General features: G+C 65.3%; 21 protein-coding genes and 1 pseudogene. 11 read left to right on the top strand and 11 right to left on the bottom strand.

What is annotated here, in order from left to right:
- Positions 1–86: 86 nt before the first annotated feature.
- Positions 87–812, top strand: coding sequence for a pirin family protein (locus tag BGI01S_RS11185; RefSeq protein WP_042325263.1), 726 nt, complete (start codon positions 87–89; stop codon positions 810–812).
- 87 nt (positions 813–899) lie between these two features.
- Entirely contained in the window at positions 900–1313 is a 414-nt protein-coding gene (locus tag BGI01S_RS11180; RefSeq protein ID WP_042325261.1) for a DoxX family protein, read from the top strand.
- A gap of 272 nt (positions 1314–1585) precedes the next feature.
- Here the strand turns inward: BGI01S_RS11180 and ahpF are convergent, their stop codons facing one another.
- The 3 genes from ahpF to prpR all read right to left on the bottom strand — a co-directional run bounded on the left by ahpF (position 1586) and on the right by prpR (position 6090).
- Entirely contained in the window at positions 1586–3178 is a 1593-nt protein-coding gene (gene ahpF / locus BGI01S_RS11175) for an alkyl hydroperoxide reductase subunit F (RefSeq protein ID WP_042325260.1), read from the bottom strand.
- A 170-nt stretch (positions 3179–3348) separates the two neighbouring features.
- On the bottom strand, positions 3349–3912 hold the full coding sequence (gene ahpC, locus BGI01S_RS11170; RefSeq protein WP_020067922.1) for an alkyl hydroperoxide reductase subunit C: 564 nt from the start codon (positions 3910–3912) through the stop codon (positions 3349–3351).
- Positions 3913–4044: 132 nt separating this feature from the next.
- Entirely contained in the window at positions 4045–6090 is a 2046-nt protein-coding gene (gene prpR, locus BGI01S_RS11165; RefSeq protein WP_042325258.1) for a propionate catabolism operon regulatory protein PrpR, read from the bottom strand.
- Between the two features lie 349 nt (positions 6091–6439).
- On the opposite strand from prpR, the gene BGI01S_RS11160 reads away from it, so the two are divergent.
- The 4 genes from BGI01S_RS11160 (at position 6440) to BGI01S_RS11145 (ending at position 10710) form a co-directional block, all read left to right on the top strand.
- Positions 6440–7321, top strand: a complete 882-nt coding sequence (locus tag BGI01S_RS11160) for an isocitrate lyase/PEP mutase family protein (RefSeq protein WP_042325256.1) — start codon at positions 6440–6442, stop codon at positions 7319–7321.
- Between the two features lie 356 nt (positions 7322–7677).
- A complete protein-coding gene (locus tag BGI01S_RS11155; protein WP_042325254.1) occupies positions 7678–9117 on the top strand; it encodes an MFS transporter in 1440 nt (479 codons plus the stop codon).
- A gap of 163 nt (positions 9118–9280) precedes the next feature.
- Positions 9281–9718, top strand: coding sequence for a GNAT family N-acetyltransferase (locus BGI01S_RS11150; RefSeq protein WP_042325252.1), 438 nt, complete (start codon positions 9281–9283; stop codon positions 9716–9718).
- 302 nt (positions 9719–10020) lie between these two features.
- A complete protein-coding gene (locus BGI01S_RS11145) occupies positions 10021–10710 on the top strand; it encodes a cation diffusion facilitator family transporter (RefSeq protein WP_042325250.1) in 690 nt (229 codons plus the stop codon).
- A gap of 19 nt (positions 10711–10729) precedes the next feature.
- On the opposite strand, the pseudogene BGI01S_RS11140 reads toward BGI01S_RS11145, so the two are convergent.
- Positions 10730–11608: pseudogene (locus tag BGI01S_RS11140) on the bottom strand (2OG-Fe(II) oxygenase).
- 91 nt (positions 11609–11699) lie between these two features.
- A complete protein-coding gene (locus BGI01S_RS11135; RefSeq protein ID WP_042325249.1) occupies positions 11700–12179 on the bottom strand; it encodes a nuclear transport factor 2 family protein in 480 nt (159 codons plus the stop codon).
- A gap of 343 nt (positions 12180–12522) precedes the next feature.
- Between BGI01S_RS11135 and BGI01S_RS11130 the strand changes: the two genes are divergently transcribed.
- The gene (locus tag BGI01S_RS11130; RefSeq protein WP_232624405.1) at positions 12523–13035 is read left to right on the top strand and encodes a hypothetical protein; all 513 of its coding nucleotides are present in this window, start codon (positions 12523–12525) and stop codon (positions 13033–13035) included.
- A 230-nt stretch (positions 13036–13265) separates the two neighbouring features.
- A complete protein-coding gene (locus tag BGI01S_RS11125) occupies positions 13266–14621 on the top strand; it encodes a DUF2325 domain-containing protein (protein WP_042325245.1) in 1356 nt (451 codons plus the stop codon).
- Positions 14622–14650: 29 nt separating this feature from the next.
- Here the strand turns inward: BGI01S_RS11125 and BGI01S_RS11120 are convergent, their stop codons facing one another.
- The 6 genes from BGI01S_RS11120 to BGI01S_RS11090 all read right to left on the bottom strand — a co-directional run bounded on the left by BGI01S_RS11120 (position 14651) and on the right by BGI01S_RS11090 (position 20034).
- Positions 14651–15070 (bottom strand): winged helix-turn-helix domain-containing protein, encoded by a 420-nt coding sequence (locus tag BGI01S_RS11120; RefSeq protein ID WP_232624406.1) that lies wholly within the window; start codon positions 15068–15070, stop codon positions 14651–14653.
- A gap of 51 nt (positions 15071–15121) precedes the next feature.
- On the bottom strand, positions 15122–15658 hold the full coding sequence (locus BGI01S_RS11115; RefSeq protein WP_042325240.1) for a nitrogen fixation protein NifQ: 537 nt from the start codon (positions 15656–15658) through the stop codon (positions 15122–15124).
- Positions 15659–15870: 212 nt separating this feature from the next.
- Positions 15871–16350, bottom strand: a complete 480-nt coding sequence (locus tag BGI01S_RS11110) for a molybdopterin-dependent oxidoreductase (RefSeq protein ID WP_084585335.1) — start codon at positions 16348–16350, stop codon at positions 15871–15873.
- Between the two features lie 501 nt (positions 16351–16851).
- Positions 16852–18294: a nicotinate phosphoribosyltransferase gene (locus BGI01S_RS11100; protein WP_042325235.1), complete on the bottom strand. Its 1443-nt coding sequence runs from the start codon at positions 18292–18294 to the stop codon at positions 16852–16854.
- A gap of 113 nt (positions 18295–18407) precedes the next feature.
- The gene (locus BGI01S_RS11095; RefSeq protein ID WP_042325234.1) at positions 18408–19610 is read right to left on the bottom strand and encodes an AAA family ATPase; all 1203 of its coding nucleotides are present in this window, start codon (positions 19608–19610) and stop codon (positions 18408–18410) included.
- Positions 19611–19740: 130 nt separating this feature from the next.
- A complete protein-coding gene (locus BGI01S_RS11090; protein WP_052400451.1) occupies positions 19741–20034 on the bottom strand; it encodes a hypothetical protein in 294 nt (97 codons plus the stop codon).
- Between the two features lie 1333 nt (positions 20035–21367).
- Here BGI01S_RS11090 and BGI01S_RS11085 point away from each other — a divergent pair.
- The 3 genes from BGI01S_RS11085 to BGI01S_RS11075 all read left to right on the top strand — a co-directional run bounded on the left by BGI01S_RS11085 (position 21368) and on the right by BGI01S_RS11075 (position 26459).
- Positions 21368–22804: a sigma-54-dependent transcriptional regulator gene (locus BGI01S_RS11085; protein ID WP_042325232.1), complete on the top strand. Its 1437-nt coding sequence runs from the start codon at positions 21368–21370 to the stop codon at positions 22802–22804.
- Positions 22805–22969: 165 nt separating this feature from the next.
- Positions 22970–23314 carry an NIPSNAP family protein gene (locus tag BGI01S_RS11080; RefSeq protein ID WP_042325230.1) on the top strand — a complete coding sequence of 115 codons (345 nt, stop codon included), beginning with the start codon at positions 22970–22972 and terminating at the stop codon, positions 23312–23314.
- Between the two features lie 448 nt (positions 23315–23762).
- Entirely contained in the window at positions 23763–26459 is a 2697-nt protein-coding gene (locus BGI01S_RS11075; RefSeq protein WP_042325228.1) for a mechanosensitive ion channel family protein, read from the top strand.
- Positions 26460–26483 lie beyond the last annotated feature (24 nt).

Here is a 26483-nt window from a genome sequence, read left to right as displayed (position 1 = left end):
ATAGCCATCCGGATTGACCTACACTGTCATTCATGGATCGCGGACACACCTCTGGCCCGGATCGCACAACTCAAAGGAGAAGAAAGATGCTCGAAATCAGACAAGCCAAGCAACGCGGTCGTGCGGAACACGGCTGGCTCAGCTCGCGTCACACGTTTTCGTTCGCCAACTATCATGATCCGAAGCAGAACGGCTTCTCCGACCTGCTCGTGATCAACGACGACCGTGTTGCGCCGGCGCAAGGCTTCGGCAAGCACCCGCACCGCGACATGGAGATCTTCTCGTACGTGCTGGAAGGCGCGCTCGAACATAAGGACACGATGGGCACCGGTTCGGTGATCGTGCCCGGCGACATCCAGTTGATGAGCGCGGGAACCGGCGTGGCGCACAGCGAATACAACCATTCGAAGAGCGAGCCGGTGCACTTCCTGCAAATCTGGATCGCGCCGGCCGACAAGGGCACGGCGCCGCGTTATCAGCAGCGGCACTTCGGTGCGGACGAGAAGCGCGGCGTGCTGCGCCTCGTGTTGTCACCGGACGGCGCGAACGGTTCGCTGGCGCTCCAGCAGGATGCGCGCGTGTATGCCGGTCTGTTCGACGGCGCGGAAACGGCACGGCTCGAACTGGCCAACGACCGTTACGCGTACGTCCACGTGGCGCGCGGCAGCGTCACCGTGAACGGCGTCGAACTCGGCGAAGGTGACGGCGCACGCGTGCGCGGCGAAGAGGCGCTGACTTTCACGCAAGGCCATGACGCGGAAGTGTTGGTGTTCGATCTTCGCAACATCGAGACGTCGGCGTTGTGGGCTTGACTGGCTCGATCGCGTCCCTCTGAACGCGGCTCGCCGGACGACGAGGTCCGGCGAGCCGCACCTTCCTCATACCCCTGAAAAAAAAGCATGCGCTATACGCTATTTGACAACCAGAAAGACGGGATCATTCTCGTCGCCCGTATCTTGCTGATGGTGCTGTTCGTGATGTTCGGCTGGTCGAAACTGACCGGATTTTCCGGCACCGTCGCTTATATGACTTCGAGCGGCGCGCCCGTGCCGCAAGTGTCGGCGATCATCGCGGTGGTGATGGAACTGGGCGTGGGCGTCGCGTTGCTGCTGGGATTCTTCACGCGGCCGCTGGCTCTGTTGCTCGCGGTTTATACGCTGGGCACCGCGATCATCGGCCACCACTACTGGAACATGACCGGCGCAATGCAGTACGACAACATGATCCACTTCTACAAGAACATCGCCCTTATGGGCGGCCTGTTGTTGTTATGCGTGACCGGTGCCGGCAAGTATTCAATCGACCGCCGTTAGCGCCACGTCCTGCACCTGACAGAAAGCCGCCCGACATCGCGTCGGGCGGCTTTTCTTTGCGACATGCTTCGGCTAGCTCGCAAATCGCCGAGCAAAATATTTGATTGCGCGCGGAAACAGAGCGGCGGCACGTACGCGAGCGTCAACGTCTTCGCGCTCACCGCCGCTCGCGCGCAAAACGCGAAAAGCAGCCCGCTTTCGCGGGGGCTTGTCTGACGCGCAAACAAAAACGGCGGCCCGCAGGCCGCCGCTCACAACACACACCGACTACATCAAACCGTTGCTTCGGCTTCGGCCTCGCTGACGGCTTCGACTCCTTCGCTGTTGCGGATCAGGTGATCGAATGCGGACAGCGATGCCTTCGCGCCCTCGCCCACCGCGATCACGATCTGCTTGAACGGCACCGTGGTCACGTCGCCCGCGGCGAACACACCCGGCACCGACGTCGCGCCGCGTGCATCGACGACGATCTCGCCATGCTTCGACAACTCGACCGTGCCCTTGAGCCATTCGGTGTTCGGCACGAGGCCGATCTGCACGAACACGCCTTCCAGTTCGACCTTCTTCACTTCACCAGAGGTCAGGTCCTTGTAGACCAGACCGTTGACCTTCTTGCCGTCGCCGGTGATTTCCGTGGTCTGTGCCTGCGTGACGATGGTCACGTTCCCGAGGCTGCGCAGCTTGCGTTGCAGGACTTCGTCGGCACGCAGCGTTGCGCCGAATTCGAACAGCGTCACCTCACGCGCGATACCCGCGAGGTCGATGGCCGCTTCGACGCCCGAATTGCCGCCACCGATCACCGCCACGCGCTTGCCCTTGAACAGCGGGCCGTCGCAATGCGGGCAATACGCGACGCCATGATTGCGATACTCCCGCTCGCCCGGCACGTTGATTTCGCGCCAGCGCGCACCGGTCGCCAGAATGATGGTCTTCGCCTTGAGCACCGCGCCATTGGCCAGACGCACTTCGTTGATGCGCCCCGGAATCAGCGCTTCGGCGCGCTGCACGTCCATGATGTCGACCTCATAGGTCTTCACGTGCTGTTCGAGCGCCGTCGCGAACTTCGGCCCTTCGGTTTCCGTCACCGAGACGAAGTTTTCGATGGCGAGCGTGTCCAGCACCTGGCCGCCGAAGCGTTCCGCCACCACGCCCGTCGCAATGCCCTTGCGCGCCGAGTAGATCGCAGCCGCCGCGCCTGCGGGGCCGCCGCCGACGATCAGCGTGTCGAACACCGGCTTCTTTTCCAGTTCCTTCGCGGCACGCGCGCCGGCATTCGTGTCGAGCTTCGCGAGGATTTCCTTCACGCCGCTGCGGCCCTGGCCGAACACTTCGCCGTTCATGAACATCGTCGGTACCGCCATGATCTGGCGCGCTTCGACTTCGTTCTGGAACAGCGCGCCGTCGATCGCCACGTGGCGGATGCGCGGGTTGATCAGCGCCATCACGTTCAGCGCCTGGACGACTTCCGGGCAGTTCTGGCATGACAGCGAGAAATACGTTTCGAATTGATAGTCGCCGTCGAGATTGCGGATCTGTTCGATCACCGCGTCGTCGAGTTTGACCGGATGGCCGCCGACCTGCAGCAACGCGAGGACGAGCGACGTGAATTCATGCCCCATCGGAATGCCGGCGAAACGGATGCCCGTATCCTTGCCCGGCTCGCTGATCGAAAACGACGGCTTGCGTTCGCTGTCGCCGCGGCGTTCGACCACGGTTACGCGATTCGACAACGTCGCGATATCGTTCAGCAATGCCAGCAGCTCCTGCGATTTCGCGCTGTCGTCGAGCGATGCGACGATTTCGATAGGGTTACTAACCTTCTCGAGGTACGTTTTCAACTGAGTCTTGAGATTGGCGTCAAGCATGGCGATTCGATTCCGTGACGTGGGGTGTTGTTTTCCCGGCGCCGCACGCAGTCCGGATAGAACAGGTGCGGCCCTGGGACGCGCGAGCCGCTGTATGAAGCGGCCCGCACGGTACTGCTCGGATGATGCCTGGGCGCCGCGAGGCGCCGACTGCGAAAGGTCCGAAAACCTTAGATCTTGCCGATCAGGTCCAGCGACGGGGTCAGCGTTTCAGCGCCCGGCGTCCACTTGGCGGGGCAAACTTCACCCGGGTGAGCCGCGATGTATTGCGCAGCCTGCACCTTGCGCAGCAGTTCGCCTGCGTCACGGCCGATGCCGTTGTCGTGCACTTCGCACAGCTTGATCTCGCCTTCCGGGTTGATCACGAACGTGCCGCGCAGCGCCAGGCCTTCTTCTTCGATCAGCACGTCGAAGTTGCGCGAGATGGCCAGCGTCGGGTCAGCGATCATCGGATACTTGATCTTCTGGATCGTGTCCGACGTGTCGTGCCATGCCTTGTGAGTGAAGTGCGTATCGGTCGACACGCTGTAGATTTCGACGCCGAGCTTCTGGAAATCGGCGTAGCGATCGGCCAGGTCACCCAGTTCGGTCGGGCAAACAAACGTGAAGTCGGCCGGATAGAAAACGAAAACCGACCACTTGCCCTTCAGGCTTTCTTCAGTGACGGTCACGAAATCGCCGTTGTGATAAGCCTGTGCCTTGAACGGTTTGACTTGACTGTTGATGATCGGCATTTGCTGAGTCCTCTTTCTGAGTGGTTGGAAAGTGGAGCCAGTATCTCAGACGACGCTTAATAGGTAAAGCGGATTGTTTTAATGATAGTGATAGTCTGTCGCTATTTATTTTGCTACCGCCGCCTATCGGGTTCAATTCTTCAGTAGTCGCCACAGCGTGGTTCGGCCGATCCCCAGCGCCCGGCTGGCCGCGGCGCGGTTGCCGCCGTGCTGGTCGATGGCGCGCTGGACGTCTTCGCGCGTCGGCGTGACGCGGCTGGAAGTGTTGCCGATTGTAGCGGCTCGAACGGCCGTCCCGCCGGCGCCGTTCGACGCCGCGGAATCTGCTTTGAGCACGGCCGCCTGCGTCATCCGCCCAAATTCAGGGAATACCGCCTGCCAATCCTGCGACGCTTCCGCCGCTGCGTCGCCGGAATAAATCGCCGCTCGCGCCAGCAGGTTTTCCAGCTCCCGAACATTGCCTGGCCACGCGTAATGTTCGAAGAGCGGTGTGAGGAACGTCAGCACCCGCTCCTGCGCCGCCTCCGGCAGACCGTACTGGAGCGCGCTGCGGTTCAGCAGATGCCGCGCCAGGAGGGTGAGATCGCCGCGCCGTTCGCGCAGCGGCGGCAATTCTATCTGAAGCAGGTTCAGTCGAAAATACAAATCCGCGCGAAACGCGCCCTGCTCGACCAGCGCATGCAGATCGCGGTGCGTTGCGGCAATGACCCGCACGTCGACCGGCGTGGCGCGGCCGGCGCCGAGTTTCATCACCTCGCGCTCCTGCAGCACGCGCAGCAGCCGGCTTTGCAACGCGGCGGGCATCTCACCGATTTCGTCGAGGAAGATCGTGCCGGTATGCGCGATCTCGAACAGGCCGGGCTTGCCGCCGCGACGCGCGCCGGTGAACGCGCCCTCCTCGTGGCCGAACAGTTCGCTCTCGATCAGCCCCTCCGGCAACGCCGCGCAATTGAACGCGACAAACGGATTGCCGCGCCGTCGGCTGGCGTTGTGGATGCCTTGGGCGACTAACTCCTTGCCGGTGCCGCTTTCGCCGGTGAGGAGCACGGTCGCGTCGTGCGCCGCGCCGGCGCGCGCGAGTCGGCGCACGCGCTGCAGCGCGGGCGAATCGCCGATCAGATCGTCCAGTTGATGGCGCGCGACCAGATGCTTCGGCCGCTGGCTGGTGCGCAGCGAGCGGTCGATCCGCTGCGCGACCAGCGCGTCCTGCAATGTCACCACGGAGCCGGTGCGCACGCCGTGCTCGACGATCGGCACGCAGTTGACGATCAGCGCGCGGCCGCCGATCTGCTCGACCCGCTCGTCGATCGGCTGGTCGTGCGCGAGCGTTTCACGCAGCAGCGGCGCGACGGCGAGCGCCACCTGCGCGGGGATGTCGTGGTCGGGGTTAGCCGCGCGGGTGTCTTTCGGGGCGCTTCCCAGGCGGGCATCCGTCGGCGCGCCGAGGCCGAGCAGTTCGAGCATCGCCGGGTTGACGGCTTCGAGCTGGCCCGCTTCGTCGAACGCGGCGACGCCGTCGCGCAGATGCGCGACGATCGTGTTCAGGCGCACGCGCTTCGACTCCTTCTGACGACTCACGCGCGCCAGTTCGACAGAGCGCTCGAACGCCTCTTCGACCGCGCCCAGCGAGTACAGGAACACGCTCTCCATGCCGGCCTGCTGCGCGAAGTCGCAGGCCATGCCGGGACCGATGATCACGCTGCAGCCTTCGGCGGCGAGGGTATCGACGGCAAGCCGCACTTCGTCGATCGAGCGATACGCGCGCTGTTTCAGGCCGACGTTCAGCCACGGGGTGAGATCGGCGAGTTCGTGCGAAATCGTTTCATGCAGCACGAGCCCGATCCGTGCGCCGGGCCACGTGGTGGTGGCGCGGGTGATCGCGCTGAGCACGTCGAAGCCGTTCACCTTGACCATGACGACCGGCACGCTCAGGTGGTCGCGCAAATACGCGCCGTTCGAGCCGGCGGCCAGCACCACGTCGACCGAGCCCGCGTCCACATAGGCTTGCAATGCGGCGACGGCCGCATCGTAGCCTTCGCGGACCGGGAAGAACCTCGCGTGGTCGGCATAGCGCGGCGCGACGGTGTCGCAAAGCGACTGCAACCGGCTGATACTGACGAGTGCGACGCCGGGCCGGCTGGGAGTGGTGGTCGCGAGGGGCGGCGGGAAGATGGGCATGGGATTCCTGCGCAGTTAGGGGTGTCGGGCTTTTGGGCTTTTGGGCTTTTGGGCTTTTGGGCTTTTGGGCTTTTGGGCTTTTGGGCTTTTGGGCTTTTGGGCTTTTGGGCTTTTGGCTCGAACTCAAACTCTGAACACCCGCCTCCGGCCCCGCGGCTCCACCGCACCATGAAACGTTCCACGAACCGTTCCGCGAAACAGCCACCTATTCTGCCACGAAACACATCACTCCAGCCCGTCGGACGCAACCCCTTGATTCCTAAAGAAAAACCCGCAACCGCCCTCTAATGGCACACTTCCTGCGCAATAGCCCGCGTCCACCCCCGACTTTCTACTCTGGAGACACCCCATGACCACTTCCGCCACCCGCCGCGCCGCCTTCCGCGCCAAAGTCAACGAGCGCCAGGGCCTGCTCGTCCCCGGCGCCTTCAACGCGATGAGCGCGCGCGTGATCGAAGACGCTGGCTTCGAAGCGATCTACATCACGGGCGCGGGCGTCACCAACATGTCGCTCGGACTGCCCGATCTCGGCTTCATCGGACTTGCCGAAGTCGCCGAACACACCGCGCGGATTCGCGATGCGGTCGCGCTGCCGCTGATCGTCGACGCCGACACCGGCTTCGGCAACGCGCTCAACGTGCGCCAGACCGTGCGCGTGCTCGAGCGCAGCGGCGCCGACGTGATCCAGTTCGAAGACCAGGTGATGCCAAAAAAATGTGGCCACTTTTCCGGCAAGGAAGTGGTCGCGACGAGCGAGATGGTCGGCAAGATCCGCGCGGCCGTCGATGCCCGCGAAGACGGCAATCTGCAGATCATGGCGCGCACGGACTCGGCGGCGGTCCACGGCATCGAGGATGCGATCGAGCGCGGCCACCGCTTCATCGAAGCCGGCGCCGACATCCTGTTCATCGAGGCGACCGAATCGCTCGCCGACATCGAGCGTCTGCCGGCGCTGTTCGACAAACCGCAGCTGATCAACATCGTGATCGGCGGAAAGACGCCGGTGCAATCGCGCGAGGCGCTCGCGAAACTCGGCTACGGGATCGTGCTGTACGCGAACGCGGCGCTGCAGGGCGCGGTGCTGGGCATGCAGCGCGCGCTCGGCAGCCTGAAGAGCAACGGCCGCCTCGACGAAGACGCGACGCTCGTCGCGCCGTTCAGCGAGCGCCAGCGACTCGTCAACAAACCGCTGTACGACAAGCTCGACCGCGAGTACGCGGCGAAAGACTGAGCGGCGCACGTAACCCGGCGACAGCGGCGGCGCCCGGCGCCCGCCAATCGACACCCCCACCGCGCCCAAGGCCGTCTCGACCGCCTCCGCCGCGCCGCCGCCCGCGCTCCGCCACGGTATGGCGCCATTTATTGCGTTAGGATTCAGGGCTGGCGACCCGCGCGCATCATCCCAGTTTCGCGCGCACATCGCCGCCCCCAATCATCCCTGTCGCCCGTCCGCCTCGCGCGGACGCCCGGTGCCGGAACACGCAATCGAAAGGTAGTCGCAACAGCCATGAAGTCCACACCATCGCGCGCAATGCGCCGGGCCGCCCGCCTCGACGTCCCTCCACGCCCGGCCGCGAGGAGCGCGCGATGACCAGCGCCGGCGCCCGCAACGCGCATGTCGGCTGGCTGCCGTATCTCGTCGCCGCCACCTTCTTCATGGAGTACCTCGACACCACGGTGATCGCCACCGCGCTGCCGCAGATGGCGCACTCGTTCGGCGTCGGTCCGAACAGCCTCAGTCTCGGCATGACCGCGTACATGCTGGCACTGGCGATCTTCATCCCGGCGAGCGGCTGGGTCGCCGACCGCTGCGGCGCGCGCACGGTGTTCTTCAGCGCGATCGGCGTGTTCACGGTGGCGTCGGTGTTGTGCGGGCTGTCGCAGAACGTCGTCGAGTTCACCGCGGCGCGCGTGCTGCAAGGCATGGGCGGCGCGATGATGGTGCCGGTGGGCCGCCTGATCGTCGTCCGCAGCACCGAGAAGAGCCGCATGATGCAGGCCATCTCGACCATCACGTGGCCGGCGATCGCCGCGCCGGTGGTCGGGCCGCCGGTCGGCGGCTTCATCACGACCTATGCGTCGTGGCGCTGGATCTTCCTGCTGAACGTACCGTTCGGCCTTGCGGCAATGGCCGTCGCGCTCGCGCTGGTACCGAATCTGCGCGGCACCGAACGCAAGCCGCTCGACGTGGTCGGCCTGTTGCTGAGCGGCCTCACGCTGACGGCGATTCTGTACGGCGCGGAACTCGCGAGCCAGCCCGGCACCAATCCGTGGCTCGCCGGCGCGGTGGTGCTCGGCGGCTTGCTGATGGGCGTCGTGGCGTACCAGCATGCAAAGCGCCACCCCTATCCGCTGATCGACGTATCGACGCTGAAAATTCCGACCTTCTCCGTGACGGTGGTGACGGGCTCGTTCACGCGCATCGGCATCGGCGCGGTGCCGTATCTGATGCCGCTGCTGTTCCAGGTGGGCTTCGGCTTGTCCGCGTTCAGATCGGGGCTGCTGCTGCTCGCGAGCGCGCTCGGCAACCTCGGCATGAAGGCGCTCACCACTCGGATCTTGCGGCGTTACGGCTTCCGCATGGTGTCGATCGTCGACGTCACGGTGGCCGGCGTGTTCATCATCGCGTGCGGACTGTTGACGCCGGACGTGCCGCTCGCGCTGGTGCTGTTCGTCGTGTTCGTGTATGGCGTGGCGCGCTCGATGCAATTCTCGACGCTGGCCACGCTCGCCTACGCCGACGTCGCGCAACCGCAGATGAGCGCGGCCAGCACGCTCTGGAGCGCGGCCGCGCAGATGACGATCGGTCTCGGCATCGCATTCGGCGCGGTGTCGCTGCGGGTGGCCGCGTTCATCGGCGGCGAGACAACGGGCCATGTTTTCACGCTCGACGATTTCCGTTTCGCGTTCCTGTTCGCCGGGGTACTGACGCTCGCGTCGGTGCTCGGCTATATGGGCCTTGCGCGCGATGCGGGACAGAGCATCGGCGGCGGCTCGCGCGGCAGCGAGGGACCGGCGAAGAGTTGACGGCGAACTAGCGAGCGCGCCCGGTGCCGACGCCGCGGCGACGGACGTTCATGAGAGGGTCAGCCAGGCGCCGCTATGCCCACGACGCGGCGCGGCACGAAAACCACTCGCGCTCTCGCACGGGCATGTCACCTCAGCGCTTGAGACCCAACCGGAGACACAGATGCAAGCAAACGAACTGACGATCTCCAGCAACCAGGCCGATTTCGACATCGAAATGGTCTACACGTTCCTGTCCGAGCAAACCGCATGGGCGAGGGGGATGCCGCGCGAAACGTTCGAGAGGGCCGTCGCGGGCTCGCTATGTTTCGGCGGCTATCTCGGCGGCAGGCAGATCGCGTTCGCGCGCCTGATTACCGATCAGGCGACCTTCGCGTACCTGTGTGACGTGTTCGTCTTGCCCACGTATCGCGGCAATGGCTATGCGTCGGCGTTGATGAAGCACGTGTTCGCGAGGCCGTCGCTGGCGGGGCTGCGACGAATCGTGCTGGTGACGACCGACGCGCATCACGTCTACGAACCTCATGGCTTCACGCAGTTGGCGAATCCGGAGCGCTACATGGAGTTGCACAACCCGGACGTCTACAAGACGACGGCGTGAGCGCGGCCTGCGCGGGGCGCCGGCAAGCAATTCGGAAACCCTGAACGCGAGCGCCCGCCGCTGCCACGCTGCGGGCAAGCATGCGAGGCTGGCTTGCCATGTCATCCCATCGGCGACATGCCATCGGCGGCGCACGCGGCCACGCCAACGCGCAATCCACTCTCACACGATTGCGCCCCTGTCATCCGCGTGCCACGTTCGACGGGTACTTTGCTGCGACAAACAGAAACCGTCACAGCCCATGCCCCAGCCCATCGAGCGCCACCGCCACTCTGGCGATTCCATCCTGAACGGCGGCCGCCTTGTTTAAGGCTGCCTCCGCGAGCGCGCTGCTCAACGCGTTCCTCTCGACGATGCAGATCACGCTCGGCCTCACCGCGCATTCGGACGGGCTGTTCGCCGACGGCATCCACACGCTGAGCGACCTGGCCGCCGACGCAATCGTGTTGCTGGTGCTGTACCTCAGCGCGAAACACCTCGGCGCGAAAGCGCGCCGTGCCCGCCACTCACGCAACACGAATCACGCGCACCACGCACACGATGCCGACAACGGCACCGAGCAAGCCCTCGCGGCACTCTTCATCGCCGCGATCCTGATCTTCACCGCGGCGCAAATGCTCTGGAGCAGCATCGCGCAGACTTCGACGCTCAGCAGCAGCGACGCGATGACGTTCGGCGCGCTCGCCGTCAGCGGCTTCGTAATGGTCGCGAAGGAAACGCTATTCCGCTACCTGCGCGCCGAAAGCCGGCGCACCGGCTCGGCGCTTCTGCAGGCGAGCGCATGGCATGCGCGGGTCGACGCGGTGTCGGCGCTGGTTGCGACTCTGGGTTTGGCCGGCAGCCTGGCCGGTCTGCCGATGCTGGACCATATCGCCGGCGCGGCGATCGGCCTGCTGATCCTGCGCATGGGCTATGCGAGCGGCCGCGACGCGTTCAAGCAACTGTTCGCCAGCCAGGTCGGCAATGCCGCCGCGCGTCAGGCGGCCGAATAACGGGCCGTCCGTCGCAAGGTCAACCGTAAGCGCGCTCGCGCATCCACTTCGTCATGATCCATTTGTCGCCGTCTAGCACGGGTGCGCCGGCATGCAGCGTCAGCGGATCGAGTTGCCGCTGGCCGTTCATCTAGCGGAAATATACCGCGCCGCCTTGCCGCGCCGCGACGGACAGCCCCGCTTCGGGGAACGTCGTCTCGCCGCCGTTGGGGACGTCGTTCAGATAGACCACCAGCGTCGCCACGCGCTGGCCGCCCTGGGCGGTATGCACGGCGCTGCCCGGCTGATCGGGCGAGAAGTAATCGAAATGCGCGCGGTATTCGCCGGTCATGCCGTAGTGCAGGATCTGCAACCCTTCGCCGTTTTCGACCGGCCAGTTCATCAGGCTCGCGATGCGCCGGTCGAGCTTCTCGATGAACGGATCTTCGCCGCGCTGATACCAGATGCCTTCGCTGGTGCGGTTGCGGATCACGTCCTCCTTGCCGGTGTCGGGATTGACCGTGGTGGAGCGTTTCAACCGATGACGCGACCGCCCGATCATCTCGCCGCACTCTTCGGGCGACAGCACGTCGGCGAACACGATCACCTGTGGCCGTTCGCAGCGCATCAGCACGCGGACGTCGCGGTCGTACGCGCGAATCACGTTGCCGCGCGCGACCGGCGCGTCGTCGTACTGGTAAGCCTGCGGCTCGCCTTTGACGAGCGCAGCCTCGGTCGCGGACTCCCGCGCCGACGGCGAGTCCGCCCGCTCCCGGTCAAATGCCTGCTGCACGGCGACGCGCGCGGCGTCACCGACGAAACCGGCCCGCGTCATCGCTTCGATCATCGAGTCCGCACTGCAACCGCGCGCCACATTGCTGCTCAGCCACTCGTCCCACGCGGCATCCACTACTGGCATAGCACTCCCTGTTCGTCGGCCTGAAAAAATCGTCGCTCAACCGGCCGAATCATAGCAAGCAGGCCGCGGGCGGCCTGGCGCCAGATCAAGGTCAGCCACGGTTCTGGCGATTTCGATAGCTGGCGAGACCGCGGCGCGCCTGCGCCCTGAGCATGCGCCGCACGAGCGGCGACCAGCCGAGCAGCGTGCCTCTGACGCCCATCGCCTGACGCATCCAGAGCCAAAGGTCGAAACTGTCGCGGTGCTCGACGATCAGTCCGTCGCGGAACACGAAGCGCGCGTCGATCTTGTTGACCACCGGGCAGCCCGTCTGACTGAACAGATAGCCGGCCTCCCAATGCGCGCGGCCGGTGTGGTCGTCGGCCGTGATGCTGTCGAACGTCAGCGAAAAGTCCTGCGCGCCCGCCACCAGCATGCGCCACATGTCGTGTGCTTCCGCGCCTTGCAGCTCGCCGAAGGCGGGATCGCTGAAGACGACGTCATCGGCATAGCAGGCGACCATCGTTTCGGCGTCGCGTCGCTGGAACGCGGTGTAGAAACGTTCGATCAGTTCGGTGTTGGGATGGCTCATTGCTTGTCGTATTGTGCGTTCGGAAATGCGCCCGCGACGCTGCGTCGGCGGGCGTGCCGCACACGATATCGGAAAACCGCGCGAATGGGGCGGTGGTGAATCGTTGGGCGGGATGCTGCGCGGCTGCTTCGGCTTGCCATTCGTTCGATCTCACCCCCGACGCCCGCCCCGCCCGCATGCACGCACAAAGCCCCAATGCCGGCTCCGGTTCCAACACACTGCCCTTCTTTCGTTATATCCTGTCGAATATCACGGTAGCCTTCGTGGCGCGCGCAAGGCCCGTCCTTCGGGCGTTTGCCATCACGCGCGACGAAACACAACGAGTCAGCAGGAGCCAATAACGGTGCGCAGCCGATCCCCTTTGTCCGACCTCGCGGAACGCGGTCAACGCGTCGCCAACGAGATTTCGTCGACCCTCGTCGCAGTGAAGGCGGCGTCCGAACGCGGCCGGGCCGAATCGATCCGCGACGTGGTCGATGCCTATCGGCGTCTGCATGGCAGCGTGCAGCGCTTCGTCCTGATGCTGGCCGACGACCGGTTGAATTTCGCGTCGGTCGGCACCTCGGGCTCGCACTCGCTGAACCAGTTGCTGTCGATCCTCGCCGAGCGGGCAGGCGCGGCGGGCTTCGCGCGTCTGCGTGAACTGAAGGCGGCGATCGAAGATGCGCGCCCGGCGGAACAGTTGCGCGACGCGATTTTCTCCGACGCGTTCAGCCACGACGTGGCCGCGCTCCGCAAGGTGGTGGCGGAACTCGAACGGCTCGACGCGGCCTTTATCGGCTTGTGCGTCGGCCATGTGCTGGAACAGCACGCGCGCGTGGAAACCGATCCGGTCATTACGGGCAATGCCGGCTAGGCCAGCGCCCGCAAGCGTCGTATCGTGCGAAACACGGCGAATGCCGCCGTTAGTCCGCGCCGCGTACACGCCGGGTCGGGCAGCATCGCCCGCTCGACCGACTGATTCGCCCTTCCCGCTCATGAGCGTTTTTTTTACCCACCGTTATATCTATCGGAATACATCGCGCGGCACGCTCGCGCCGTGAGCGTTCAGCCCACCCGACACCGAGAACCGGATTCGAGAGCCCCATGAACACGCCCCCATTTCGCCTTGCCCAGCCTGCGCGTCTGACACTCTCCGGCGACGAGCTTGCCGGCGCCGGCATCCGCGCCGCCGATCCTTGCTGCGCGCCCGCCGCCGAATCGTTTGCGAACGTCAAACGACGCGCGCGCCTCGCCGAACTGGACAGCCATCTGCATTGCTCGATCATCGGCACCTGTCTGAGCACGCATGAGTTGCGCAAGCTGGTGCCCAGATTCACGGGCCTCGATCGGCGCGACGCGAGTGATCTGGAGATTCATCACGCCGCCGTCGAACTCGCGATCGAAGGCGGCCCCGCGGCCAAAGCGCTGCACAAGCTGCTCGACGAGCGCTATGCGGGAGCGATCCGCCGCTTCGACAAAGCCGCCGACGACGGCGATCTGCTCGAACTGTGGAACGAAGCGCTAAAAAACGGCGACATCCCGCCCGCTTACTGGGCATTGATGACGCATCCGTTCGCGACCATGCCGGTGCGTCAGAAAGCGTTCGGCGAATTGCATATGCTGTCGCATCTGGTGGGCGCGGCCAATCGCGCGGATATTCGCCGGCTGGTTGCGCTTGAAGAGGAAAACGCCGCGCTGAAGGAGAAAATCGAGCGGCAGCAAAGTCGTCTGCACGAACTCAGCATGGAGCGCGACGCATCGAGCGCCGCACTGAATGCGCAGCTCGCGCAACTCGTCGCGCAGCCTTCCCGGCAGATGCCCGCCGACGCCGCCGCTCTCGAAGCCGAGCTTCAGCAACTGCGCGACAGGCTGGCCGACGCCGATCAACGCGTCGCGTTGCACACCAGCCGTCGCGAGGCCGCGGAACAACGCACGTTGCAGGAACAGGACGCCGCGCTCGCGCTACGCAAGAGCCGCGATCAGGCGCTGGCGCTGCTCAAGCTGGTGCAAAGCGAATGCGATGCGCTTGAACGCGCGACCGTGGATGCCGCGGACCCCGCGAGCGGAGCCGCGCAGCGCCGGGCCAGCCTCGACAGCGTGCAGGGCAAGCGGATCGTGTATGTGGGCGGCCGACCCGGTTCGAACGCCGCGCTCAAACGGCTAGTGGAAGCGGCCGGCGGCGAACTGGTGGTGCACGACGGCGGCGTCGAGGATCGCAAGGGGCTGCTCGCCGCGGCGTTGCCGGGCGCGGACATCGTGGTATTTCCGGTGGACTGCATCGACCACGATTCGATGAATATGCTCAAGCGAGTTTGCGAACGTCACGGGATCGACTACCACCCAGTGCGCACCGCGAGCGTGGCGAGCTTCGTGGAACTGATGGCACGGTTGCATCCCGAGCAACTCGCTCAATTGACTAACTCGCCCCCGCCTTCGGCATTTTGCCTGCGGCACGGCTGAGCGTTTGGCTCATCCGCGAAGGCGAGCGGTTAGCGAATCAACCGGGTCAACTCGGCGATCTGCTTCGCGCAGCTTCGTTGCGCCTCTTCTTCGACATCGCGGTACAGGCGAATGATGGTTTCGCCGACCTCCGTGAGCGTGCAGCCTCCGCCGCTTTGACCGCCCTGCTCCGAATGCGTGGCCGGCGCTTTGAGCGAGCGGTTCAATTCGTCGATCAACAACCACGCGCGCCGGTACGACATGTCGAGGCTGCGCGCCGCCGCCGAGATCGAACCGTATTCGCGCACCGCTTCGAGCAGATCGACTTTGCCCGGTCCGAGCGCGACCGCGTCGCCACTGCGAATGCGCATTCTGAAGCGCACTTCGGGACGCGCTTTCGTCGACCTGGGCGCGCCGTTCGTCGCGAGCTTCTTCGCCGGTGTGGGTTTGGTTTTTGCGGTGTCAGCCATGCGCGAAAGCATACACGAACCGTCTCGCGCTGCCACCTGACCGAACGGCCGTCAACGAGACGGGGGAAAGCAATGTCCGTAGTCTTCGCAGCCGGGACAACCCGGCGCGGGTCCAGGCTGCAAGCCCAACGACAGCGCGCGTTGCGCAGCGAGGAATTTCTTCCACCGCAGGTTGGCGACGTTGAGCACGACGAGCGTCGGGAAATAGCGCGTCAGCATCCACGTGACTTCGTCGCGCCCCGCGAGTCCGAGGTCGCGCCACAAGTGATCGGGGCGCAGGCATGCGTGGGCGATGATCGTCGCGAGACAATGCGCGTCGTCGGCGTGGCGCGTGGCGTTCGCGTGGGTGAGCAGGTGCGCGTGGAGCGTCGGAACGAAGGCATTGGTATCCGTGATGATACCGGCGGCTCGCGGCAAAACCGGCACGCGCGCATGCGTGAAGTGCCGCGCCAGCAGCGCGCGCCACTCGCGTGGATGCAGACCGAGCAGCACGAGTTCGTCGTGCGCGTCGCGTGCGGCGATCAGTTTGGCGAAGAGCCGCGTGTCCGCGCAAGCAGGGTCCCTCGCTATGCTCAACCACTGGCTCATGCACGTGGCAACCCGCGGGTCGAGCGGCAACGACAACGGTTCATCGCCCGACGAGGCAAGGCCGGTAGCCGGCCCAACATGACCGGCATGTGCAGCACGTGCAAGCGGATCGTCAGACATGGCGGCAACGCGATGATGAGTAGCGAACCATCTTACGCCAGCCTCCCAAACGCAACCTCAAAGCTTAAAACGCTAAGCACGAACGTCACGCATCAAGTCAAAACCCGCGCCTCGATCCGCGCTAGCCGTTTAACGTGACGCGGCGCGGGCAAAAGGTCCGCGCCCGAAAACAGGATCGGCGCGCCATCTTCCGCGTCGAGGCTCCGGCCGCCGCATTCATAAGCGACCAGCACGCTCTCGCCGACCGGCGTGTTGAAGAGTTCGTGCCATGAGAACGTCACCACATACCCGTCCTGTCCGACCGCGACGAACACCGTACGCTTGAATTCGCCCCGCACGTCGTTCGGCAAGCCCGCTTCCGTAATCAATGTGGTCAGGCGCACGCCGCGATACGCGTCGACGCTGCGAATGAAGCGGTTCGTCGTATAGCAGCGCAGATCGAACGGCGTGGCTGTCACGCTGTCGTAACGCCGCAATTGGTCGAGACTCAACGACAGCGGTCGCTGAAACCTTCCGCTCAGCACGAGCGCGCCGTCGACGGCCGGCGCGGCAATCACATTCATACAATCCATACGCGGTTATCTCCAGCAATCGATACCCTGGCGGCCTGCTCCTTCGCTATATCGATGTGTATACTACGCTGCGACGGCGATGGGCGCGCGCCTGAGCGCATCAATACGCGGTATACCGCCACGCATATCGGTCGTCGCGCCGACGGCGGCATCGCTACTGTGATCTCCGTGACATGCAATCATGCACGCTCGCCGACCGGCCACCTCACGACACATCACCGCACGATACATTCGCGTCGTCGAGTGGCGTTCTCGGCAACGCATCGGCGTTATCTCATGAATCGCGTCGCGTCGCACGCGCTGGCCGTCGCCGCTGACGGCCGCATGCCGGCGTCGTCGAGTCGAACGAATTAAGGCGCGGCGAGCGCTATGTTCGCGTGAATATTGCCGGCGCGCGCTTAGACCTGGCTGGCGAAGATGCCCGTTTGCTCGAGGGCGCGCCTGCCGCATCGGCATCGACGCGGCAGGCGTGAGCGTCTGCTCCACGACGCACGGCCCGCACTACGCTTCGTGCGCGTGAGCCCGGCTCCTGATCTCGGCGAGCGATGCATTCACCAGCAACTTGCCCGAATCGAACACCGTCACCAGCGCGTCTTCCCATTCACTTTCGACCGTGCCTGCATCCCACGCGATGGGCAGCGTCACCGTCCGATACTCGCCCGTGCGGCGATGCTTCAACAGCGTGAGCCGCCCTTTCATCGAACGCTTCGCCGCATCCGTGACCGGGTCCTTGCGCACGTCGTGCCATTCATCGCCGAGACGGATCGCGGAGCACTTCATCGCGAAGCGCTGCGTGTCGCGGTTGATCTGCTGCAACAGCGCGCCGCCCATGCCGAACACGATGTTGTCGGCGGCGAAGCCGGCTTCGTCCATCGCGGCGAGAATCGCTTCGATCGAATCGGGGTTCACGCCATCGCCCTGAATCACGCGCACGTGGTTGAGCACGCGCCGCCCCTTGCTGTTGACCACAGAACCGAACGACGCGTCGAGCGCGCGCAGCGTTTGCAACACGATCGTGCGCGGATCGCCGGAGTCCGGCCGGATCACCAGCGTGGCGCCGGAATCGAGCACGGCCTGCTTCAACTGCGTGCCCCACACGTCGAGCGCGGCAAACAGATCGTAGGAATCGGACACTACCGAGACGATCGCCCCCGGTTTGCCGAAGCGTTCGATCATGTTGCGGAACGCGTCGCTCTCGCGCTCGCGGCCCCATGACGTGATCGTGCTGTGCTCGGCCGCCGGCACGGAGAACGCGGCCATCGTTTCGTTGTAGTAGTGGTTCGCGGCGACCACGCCGAGCACCGTGTCCGAGCCCATGAAGCTGACCAGATGGGCGGCCCCGCCGATCGCCGCCGACTCCGCGCTCGACACTCCGCGCGCGCCGAAGTCGTGCAGCTTGAACGGCAATTGCGCGAGGTCGTCACTGCTCTTTTGCAGGTACGCGCGAATCGTTTTGCGTAGATGCCAGCTTTGCGTCGCGACCGTGACCGGATACCAGACGCGCAGCAGCATCGTCTCCAGATACGACGCCAGCCAGAACACCTGCGGGTCGTCGCATTCGACCGTGACCAGCACGTTATGCGTCGGCACCACCGAGCCTTCCGGCACCGCGCGAATCCGCACCGGCAGATAGCCGCCGCACTGCTCGACCACATAGCGCCAGCCCGCTTCGTTGAACGGCTCGCCGTGCGCGGTGAAGAACGCCTTGGCCTGGTCGATCATGGCGAACGTGACCGGTCTGCACAGATAGTCCTTGATCAACATCTGCAAACCGAAAAAGAGCGTGCAGTCGTAGCGCCCGCCGCGCGACTCGATGTAGGAGAACATCGCCGATGCTTCGGGCGGATATTGCAGATAGTGCGAGGCCTTGTACGAATCCGTGTTGAGAATCGGATTGGAGAGGATCGACGCGAGGTCGCCAAAACCGCTGCTCGCGTTTTGCATGGACGGTGCTGCGCTCAAGTGACTTTCCCGGGTAATTGAACGGGGACGACCCGTGAACGGATCCGGTTCTTTCACTATTTACCATACACCGTCAAAATCCCCGCGCAATCGCGTCAATGGCCGGGCTTCAATTGCGGCGGCAGATTCGGCCACGTGGCCAGCAACCGGCCGATCATGCTCTTGCGCCGTTCCGCGAGCGCCGGCCACAACATGCCGGCGAGCAGACCGATGCCTTGCGCAAGCGCGCTGTCACGCGCTAACGCGACGAGCGGCACGCCACGGCTCAGCGCCTCGTTGACCTGACGGTCGTCGCGCGGCAGTTGATGCGCGACCTTCGCGCCGAGCGTTTTTTCGAGCATCGGCAGATTGATCTGCGCGTTCTTGTCGTACTGGTTCACGACTACCCGCACCTTGGCGGCCGGATAGCCAAACTCCCTGAAGATGTCGAGCATGCGCCGCCCGCCGTGCAGGTACAGCGGATTCTGCCGCACCACCATGCAGATCGCGTCGCTGTGATCGAGCGCATGGATCGTCAACGGGTTGAGGCTCTGTCCGACGTCGATCAGCACGGCGCCGTAGCGCTCGCGCACCAGCGCGAGAATCCGCTGCAAATGCGCGGGCTGCAGTTCCGCGGCCCGAAGCGGGTCGCCCGCGCCGGCCAGCACGTCGAGATTCGCATGCACGCGCATCACGCACGCGTCGAACAACGCGGCATCGAGCCGCTCGATCTGCGAGCACAGATCGGCGAGTGTGGTCGGCGGGGGCTTGTCGGCGATCAGCAGACTGGCATCGGCGAATTGCTGGCTCAGGTCGATCAGCAGCACACGCCGATCGCGTTGCGCGGCGAGCGCACAGGCGAGATTCACCGCGATCAGCGTCGTGCCGCTGCCGCCCTTGCTCGATGCGAGCGACACGACCCGGCCCGCGCGCCGCCCGGCCGCGACTTTCTTGGCGTCGATCTGCGCGAGTGCGGTGGCGACGGTCGGCGTATCGAGCGGCCAGGACAGCACGTGCCGCACACCGACACGCATCGCCGCGCCGAGCAGCGCGGTGGACGGCGCGGGCGTCACCAGCATGCAATGCAGCGCAGGCCAGCAGGCGAGCGCTTCCTCGATACCGTCCAGTTCGCGCGCGTTCAGATCGGCGTCGTCGACGATCAGCAGATCGGCACTCCGAATCAGCCGAGCATGCGCGCGCAGTTGCCGGGCCGAACCGTACGCGGTGCGCAGCCGGTAACGCACGCCGCTCTCCTCGAGTCGCGCGACGATGTGCTGCGCGTGTTCGATGCTGGCGGCAATCAGGAAGATGTCGATCATGTCGGGTCTCCGCCGGGCTGCGACCGTCGGTTGGCATGGTCACGTCGACCGCCGTCGACGTTCGGGTCGAGTCGTCGTGATTCGTTATTCGTTATTCGTCAAACCCGGACGGCGCAATCCGCGTGTCGCGCTAACGTTCGGACGGCCGCTTCTGTTGCCTCTCATGTTGCCGCTCAGATTGCCGCTCGGCCGGCGCGGGCATTTCGTAAAGCGCGTCGCGCAACCGGTCGCGCTGGATCTCGGCCTGCGCCTTGCGCTTGAGCGCCTCGGCGACCACCAGCGTCAACAGATCGACCGGCGGCGTGGCGAACCGCGCGCGAGGCACCACCGCGACATACCCGCGCCAGGATAACCCGGTTGCACCTGCGATGCTCCGATGGTCCGACCGCACCGCGACGGCCGGCTCGCAAATCAGTTTTTTCATGACATCCCCCGCAAGACGAGCCTTTTTTCAAGGCTTTTCCGGCTTTGTCCAGGCGGCCGTGCCCGTGCAACAGCACGGACACGGCACCCAGTCCACCTCGTAACTGCGCCTCTCTATGGAGGCTGCGGCCTCTCTCCCCGCTTCTTCGCGCCGGTTGGTCCTGACCGGCGCTGCCCCTTCCTTGTCCAGTGGTGCGTCGCTCGCCAATGACTCGAGCGCGCACTCGTCGTTATTGCCATCCCCCTTCAAAATTCCATCGGTAAAACGGACCTAATGGCGAAACAAACTTTTCATGTCGCACGGTTCGAATGACCGATATATAACCGTCTATCGATCATTTGCCCGTTTTTATTCGACATACGTCCTGGTGGCCCCGCCGCAACCTCGCAAACACATTGGCTTCCCCGGCCGTGCTATCGAAGTCTGGTTACCGCCGTCTTATTTTTGCCCAGCTTTCCCCGTGCTGTGGATCGGTCGGCAACGCATTCGTATTCGTTGTGCAGACCTCATTGCAACGGCTATGCCATGCACGTCGAAAGCCTTATAGAGCCGTGAGTTTTGCAGCATCGCGTTGAGACGGACGGCGCTCCGTGCCCGCAGTTGATTCGTCCGTGACACGCGAATGCGCGGCGCACCCGCGAAAGCCGGATCGAACAGACTGTGCGTTTTGCCGCGCCGGCCGGCCGTGCGCCTTTGCTGGTGGGGCTCACGCCAACCGCCCAATCGACCATGCCGGTCGCCGGAGCGCGCGCGGCACGCTCGCACCGGCCTGCCCGATATGTAGCAAGCATGAGACGCCGCGTGTCACGAGCCTCCACTGCGCCGCGGAATTTAGCGCGGCGCGATTGCGCTTTTATGTGGGGTGCCTCGCATAGCGGGGCTTGACCGCTTTTGTTTTAATCGGCAACACCGTCGCAATTGCGCGAAATCATTTCTTAATCCATATCGTTTGTATGGCACTATCAGGCGCTTTCGCTTATCTTTAAGCCATGCGCCGATTAGAGCGCCAATTTCAGGTCATCGAGGCAAGAAACGGTTTCGTAATTCGGGGACGCAGTCGCGTGGCGGTTTCAGCAATGAACGCTATTCCGCTATCGGTCTAACAGGTAGCACCTCGCGGTTGATACCGCCGGCTCCATGCCTCCGTCATTGCCATTACCGTAACGCGTCGTCGTCGGGCTGTCGCAGTCGGGCCGAAGGTCGGACGCAAGCCAGGCCCGAATCCGCGCGAGCGAACCGGGCCGGTCGAGTTGACTGAAAGGCCGGCGCAGCCCTCCGGTCCGTCAAGTGTGTCGAACAGCAGTCCTGAGAGCAGTATCGAACCGGGGGTAACATGACTACGACTTGCACGCCTGTCGACGCGGAACGCACCGTTCTCTACGTGTCGAACTCGCCCGATCAGAAGCTCGTCGATTTTCTGGCGGCGTCTGGCTGGCAAGCCGTGCACGCGAAGAGCACCGCCATCGCCGAGCGCATGATCGAGCGCGGCAACATCAAGGTCGGGCTCGTGCAACTGCCGGACGAGTGCACGTCGCAGCATCTGTCCGCGCTCGCGTCGTGCATGCGGCGCGTCGAAACCAACTGGGTCGCGCAGATCGTGCCGGGCCAGGCGGAAAACGAACTGGTCAGCCGTTTCATCCTCGATTACTGCTTCGACTTCGTCACGCGTCCGTGGCTGAATGACCGGCTCATGTTCGCGCTCGGTCACGCGCACGGGCTGTCGAGCTTGCGCCAGGCGCGCGTCGCGCCGGAGCCGTCGCTCGGGCGGCACGGCATGGTCGGACAATGCGAGGCGATGCAGCAACTCTATCGGCGCATCGACAAATGCGGCGTGACCGACGCGCCGGTGTTCGTCGCGGGCGAGTCGGGCACCGGCAAGGAATTGACCGCTCGTGCGATTCACGAGCGCTCGCCGCGCGCCGGCCGCGCGTTCGTCGCGATCAATTGCGCGGCGATTCCGCCGAGCCTGCTGCAAGCCGAACTGTTCGGCCACGAACGCGGCGCGTTCACCGGGGCGCTGCAACGCAAGATCGGCCGGATCGAAAGCGCGCACGAGGGCACCCTCTTTCTCGATGAAATCGGCGACATGCCGCACGAATGCCAGGCGGTGCTGCTGCGCTTCCTGCAGGAAGGCACGATCGAGCGGCTCGGCGGCAACGGGCCGATCAAGGTCGACGCGCGGGTCATTTCGGCGACCCACGTCGATCTGGACAAAGCCGTCGAAGACGGGCGCTTCCGCTCCGACCTGTATCACCGGCTGTGCGTGCTGCGCCTCGTCGAACCGCCGTTGCGCGAGCGCGGCGGCGACATCAAGCTGCTCGCCAACTACGCGCTCAGCATGTACCGCCAGGACGGCGCGCGCAAACTGCGCGGGCTGTCGAGCGACGCGATCGTCGCGATGTCGAACTATCCGTGGCCGGGCAATGTGCGCGAGCTGATCAATTGCGTGCGGCGCGCGGTGGTGATGAGCGAGGGCCGCTTCATCACCGCCGCCGACCTCGGCTTGCCGGAAGCGGACCACGGTCCGGCGGTGACGCTCGCGGAAATCCGCAGCAAGGCCGAGAAGGATGCGATCGAACACGCGTTGCAGCGGCATGGCTACAAGTTGTCGGAGGCGGCGGCCGAACTCGGCGTTTCGCGCGCGACGCTGTATCGGCTGATGCACGCGAACCGGCTGCATCAGGAGCCGGCGGCCGCGCGCGCGTCGAACGGGAACGGCGGCACGGATGCCGACGACGAGGCCGAGCGGCAGGCGTCTTCGGTGGCTTAGGTTTTCCTGTCCCGTCGCGTTCGCTCAGCGCTCCGGCACGTACTCGCGACGCGGCGCGGCGCGGCGCGGCACAGTTCAGCACGCCGTGAAACGTCACGCGTACACCCCCGTCATACTGATCTCCATGCGGTTACCCAACGCTGCACGCAACCCTGGAGCCTCGCTATGGCGATCACCTGCTTCATCCGCTATCAGATCGACCCATTCCAACGCGCCGCTTTCGACGAATACGCACGCAGCTGGGGCCGTATTATTCCGCGCTGCGGCGGTCATCTGGTCGGCTACTTCCTGCCGCACGAAGGCACCAACGACATCGCATGGGGCCTGATTACATTCGACAACCTCGCGGCCTATGAGACCTATCGCGCGAGACTGCGCAGCGATGCCGAAGCGCTCGACAACTTCCGTTTCGCGCAGACGAAGCGCTTCATTCTGCGCGAGCAGCGCACCTTCACCGAAGGCGTCGAAGGGACGTTGGGCATCGCACCGGTTCGCGCGACGGGCGTTTAGCGTGGCTTGACCCGGCTCACGCGCGGCTCCTGCGGCGATAGCTTCGGCTTGCGCTTCTGCCGCGCAGCCGCGTTCGCTATCCGTTGGGCGGCGACGTGCACACGTCACTCGATAACTCGATATGGCGAACGATTTCCCCGAGATCGTCGTCTCGCCCCACACTTTCAATCGCCCTCGCATCCGTGCGCCAAGGCCGCGCTTCGCGACGCCACCGCCATCCCCGCATACCGATTCCTCTGACGGGCGCGCTTCGTGCTACTCATGCTGCCGGGGCGCCTGCGCCGCCGGCCGACCATCAGCCCGTCGATCGGCTATCGTTGGTGGCCGACCGTCACCGCATCGACCCCAGGAACTTGTACGACCCGGCCCGTGTCGGTTCATGGTCACGCCGCCGAACCCTTCACGCGTTTCGGCACCACGTCCGCACCGGTATCCCGCCTTACACCCTATGCGCAAACTATTTCACGCCTGCCTTTTCGTTCTTCTCGTCATCGGCGCCGCGCCGACCTCTGTCCTTGCCGCGGTCGCGCAAGCCGCTCCCGCGTCGCCGGTCTCGGGCAGCGCGGTCAGCCTGACACCACAGCAGGCGCGCGACGCGCTCGCCGTTCTCAACGATCCCAAACGCCGCGCGCAAGTCGCCGATACGCTGCAAGCGATCGCCGCCGCTGGCGCGCTGAGCGCCCCGCCTGTCGCCGCCTCCGCGCCGGCGGCCGCGTCGGCCCCGGCGGCTGCCAGCGGTCCCGCGGCACTCGTACCGGCCGCCTTCAAATCCAACGGGCTGGCGTCGCAAATGGCCCGCCAGGGCGCGCATTGGGCGATGCAGCTCGGCAAGTCGCTGCGCAGCTCGCTCGCCGCGCTGCTCGACGTCGGCTCGGTGCGCGCATGGTGGAACTGGCAGTTGACCAACCCGCATGCGCGCTCCGTGCTGGTCAACGTCGTGTGGACGCTGCTCGCCGCGCTGGTGCCGGCGCTCGCGCTCGAATGGCTCGCGCGACGCCTGTTGCGCCGCGCTTACCTGGCGATCGCCGCGCGCCGTGAACGCAACGAGCAGAACGAACTCGACGCCGCCGCGCAAGCCGGCCTGCCCGCCGACGCCGACGCACACGCCCATGCCGACCTCGCGCCGCTGCCAGGCGCCGCGCCCACCGCCGCTCTGCCGCTGCCGGCCGGGCCGGTGCCGCCGGTGCTCGAAGCCGAAGTACAGGCGGTCAGCCCCGCGCCGGTCGCCGACAGCCCGGCCGAGAGAGACCGCGCGATCGAAGCGCAAGGCAAGCGCAAGGCGACGCACCACTGGACCCTGCTGCAACGACTGCCGCGCGCACTGCTGATCACGGTGCTGCGCCTCTTGCCGCTCGCGGTGTTCGTCGGCGCGGCGAGCGCGCTGATCTCGGTGTTCACCAGGGACGGCACCCCGCAAGACCGCGCGCTCGATTCGCTGATCGACATCTATGTGCTGTGCCGCGTGATCGTGATCGTCGGCGGCTTCTTTCTGCAACCCACCGCGCCGCGTCTGCGGCTCGCGCGCGTGACCGATGAGTGGGCCGTCTTCCTGCAACGCTGGATCGTGCGGATCGTCAGCGTGGTGGGCGCGGGCGTCGCGCTCGCCGAGATCGCGCAGTCGCTCGGCCTGAACGACGCGGCGCATCTCGCGCTGCTGAAGGTGGTCGCGCTCGCCGGCCACGTGATGATCTCGATCCTGATCCTGCAATGCGCGCGGCCGGTCGGCGCGCTGATCCGCGAACGCTTCGCAAAGCACGACTCGCTGGAGATGTTCACCAACGCGTTCGCCGATGCGTGGGCGTGGTTCATGGCGGCCGTCGTGATGGCCCTGTGGTTCGTCTGGGCGTTCGACGTGCAGAACGGCTATCACGCGCTGGTTCACATCGGCGGCTGGACCGTGGCGATCCTGGTCGGCGCGCGCGTCGCGTCGATCGTGATCTTCGGCGCGCTGGCGCGGCTCTTTCACGTGCAGGACGAATCGGCGCGCTCGCTCGTGCATCAGCACGCGTACCGCTATTACCCGCTGCTGCGGCGCGTGATCAGCTGGCTTATCGGCATCGTGACCGCGCTCGGGCTATTGCAGGTGTGGGGCGTCGATGTCGTCGACCTGTTCCGCGCCGGCACGATCGGTCACCGCTTCGCGTCGGCGCTCGCGACCATCGGCGTGGCCGCGGTGATCGCGCTGATCGTGTGGGAGGTCGTCAACGTGTCGGTCGAACGGCGGTTGGACCGCTGGACCACCAGCGGCGACCTGATGCGCGCCGCGCGCCTGCGCACACTGCTGCCGATGCTGCGCAGCGCGCTCTTCTGCGTGATCGCGCTGGTGGTGGTGCTGACCGGTCTGAGCGAACTCGGCGTGAACATCGGACCGCTGCTGGCGGGCGCGAGCATCTTCGGCGTGGCGCTCGGCTTCGGCTCGCAAAAGCTGGTGCAGGATTTCATCACCGGCATCTTCCTGTTGATGGAAAACGCGATGCAGGTCGGCGACTGGGTCACGCTCGCGGGCGTGTCCGGCACCGTCGAGTATCTGTCGATCCGCACCGTGCGGCTGCGCGGCAGCGACGGCTCGCTGTTCACGGTGCCGTTCAGTTCGGTGTCGACGGTGAACAACACGAATCGCGGGCTCGGCAATGCGGCGGTGCGCGTGAACATCGTGTTCGGCCAGGACGTGGATCTGGCGATCAACACGCTGAAGGAGATCGGCGCCGCGTTGCGCGAGGACGAGAAGTTCAAGGACGGCATCCTGTCGGACTTCGCGTTCTGGGGCGTCGACGCAGTGGACGGCTCGGCGGTCACGCTGGCCGGCCAGATCCAGTGCCGCGACACCGCGCGCTGGGGCGTGCAGCGCGAGTTCAACCGGCGCATCCTCGAACGATTCCGCGAGCGCGGCATCGAGATCGCGAATCCGCAACGCAATCTGCTGACGTGGGACCCGCAGAGCGAGGCGGCGAAGGTTCACGGCGCCGGATCGTCGGGACCGGGGTGGAAGGACACGCCCGCCACGTCGCATGACGATGACGCTTCGTCGAGCGCCGCCAGCCGGCGAGGCGACGCGCCGGTCGACGATCAGATTCCCGTGGATCCGAAGCCGGCGGGCGGCCCCGGCACGCCAGCCAATCCGGGGACGGCCTCGCCGCACGAGTGAAACGGCGCGCGTGACATACACGCG

The organism is Paraburkholderia ginsengisoli NBRC 100965, from assembly GCF_000739735.1.
Lineage (GTDB): Bacteria > Pseudomonadota > Gammaproteobacteria > Burkholderiales > Burkholderiaceae > Paraburkholderia > Paraburkholderia ginsengisoli.
The sequence above is the reverse complement of the archived record's forward strand: the minus strand, read 5'-3'. Positions and strand labels throughout refer to the sequence as shown.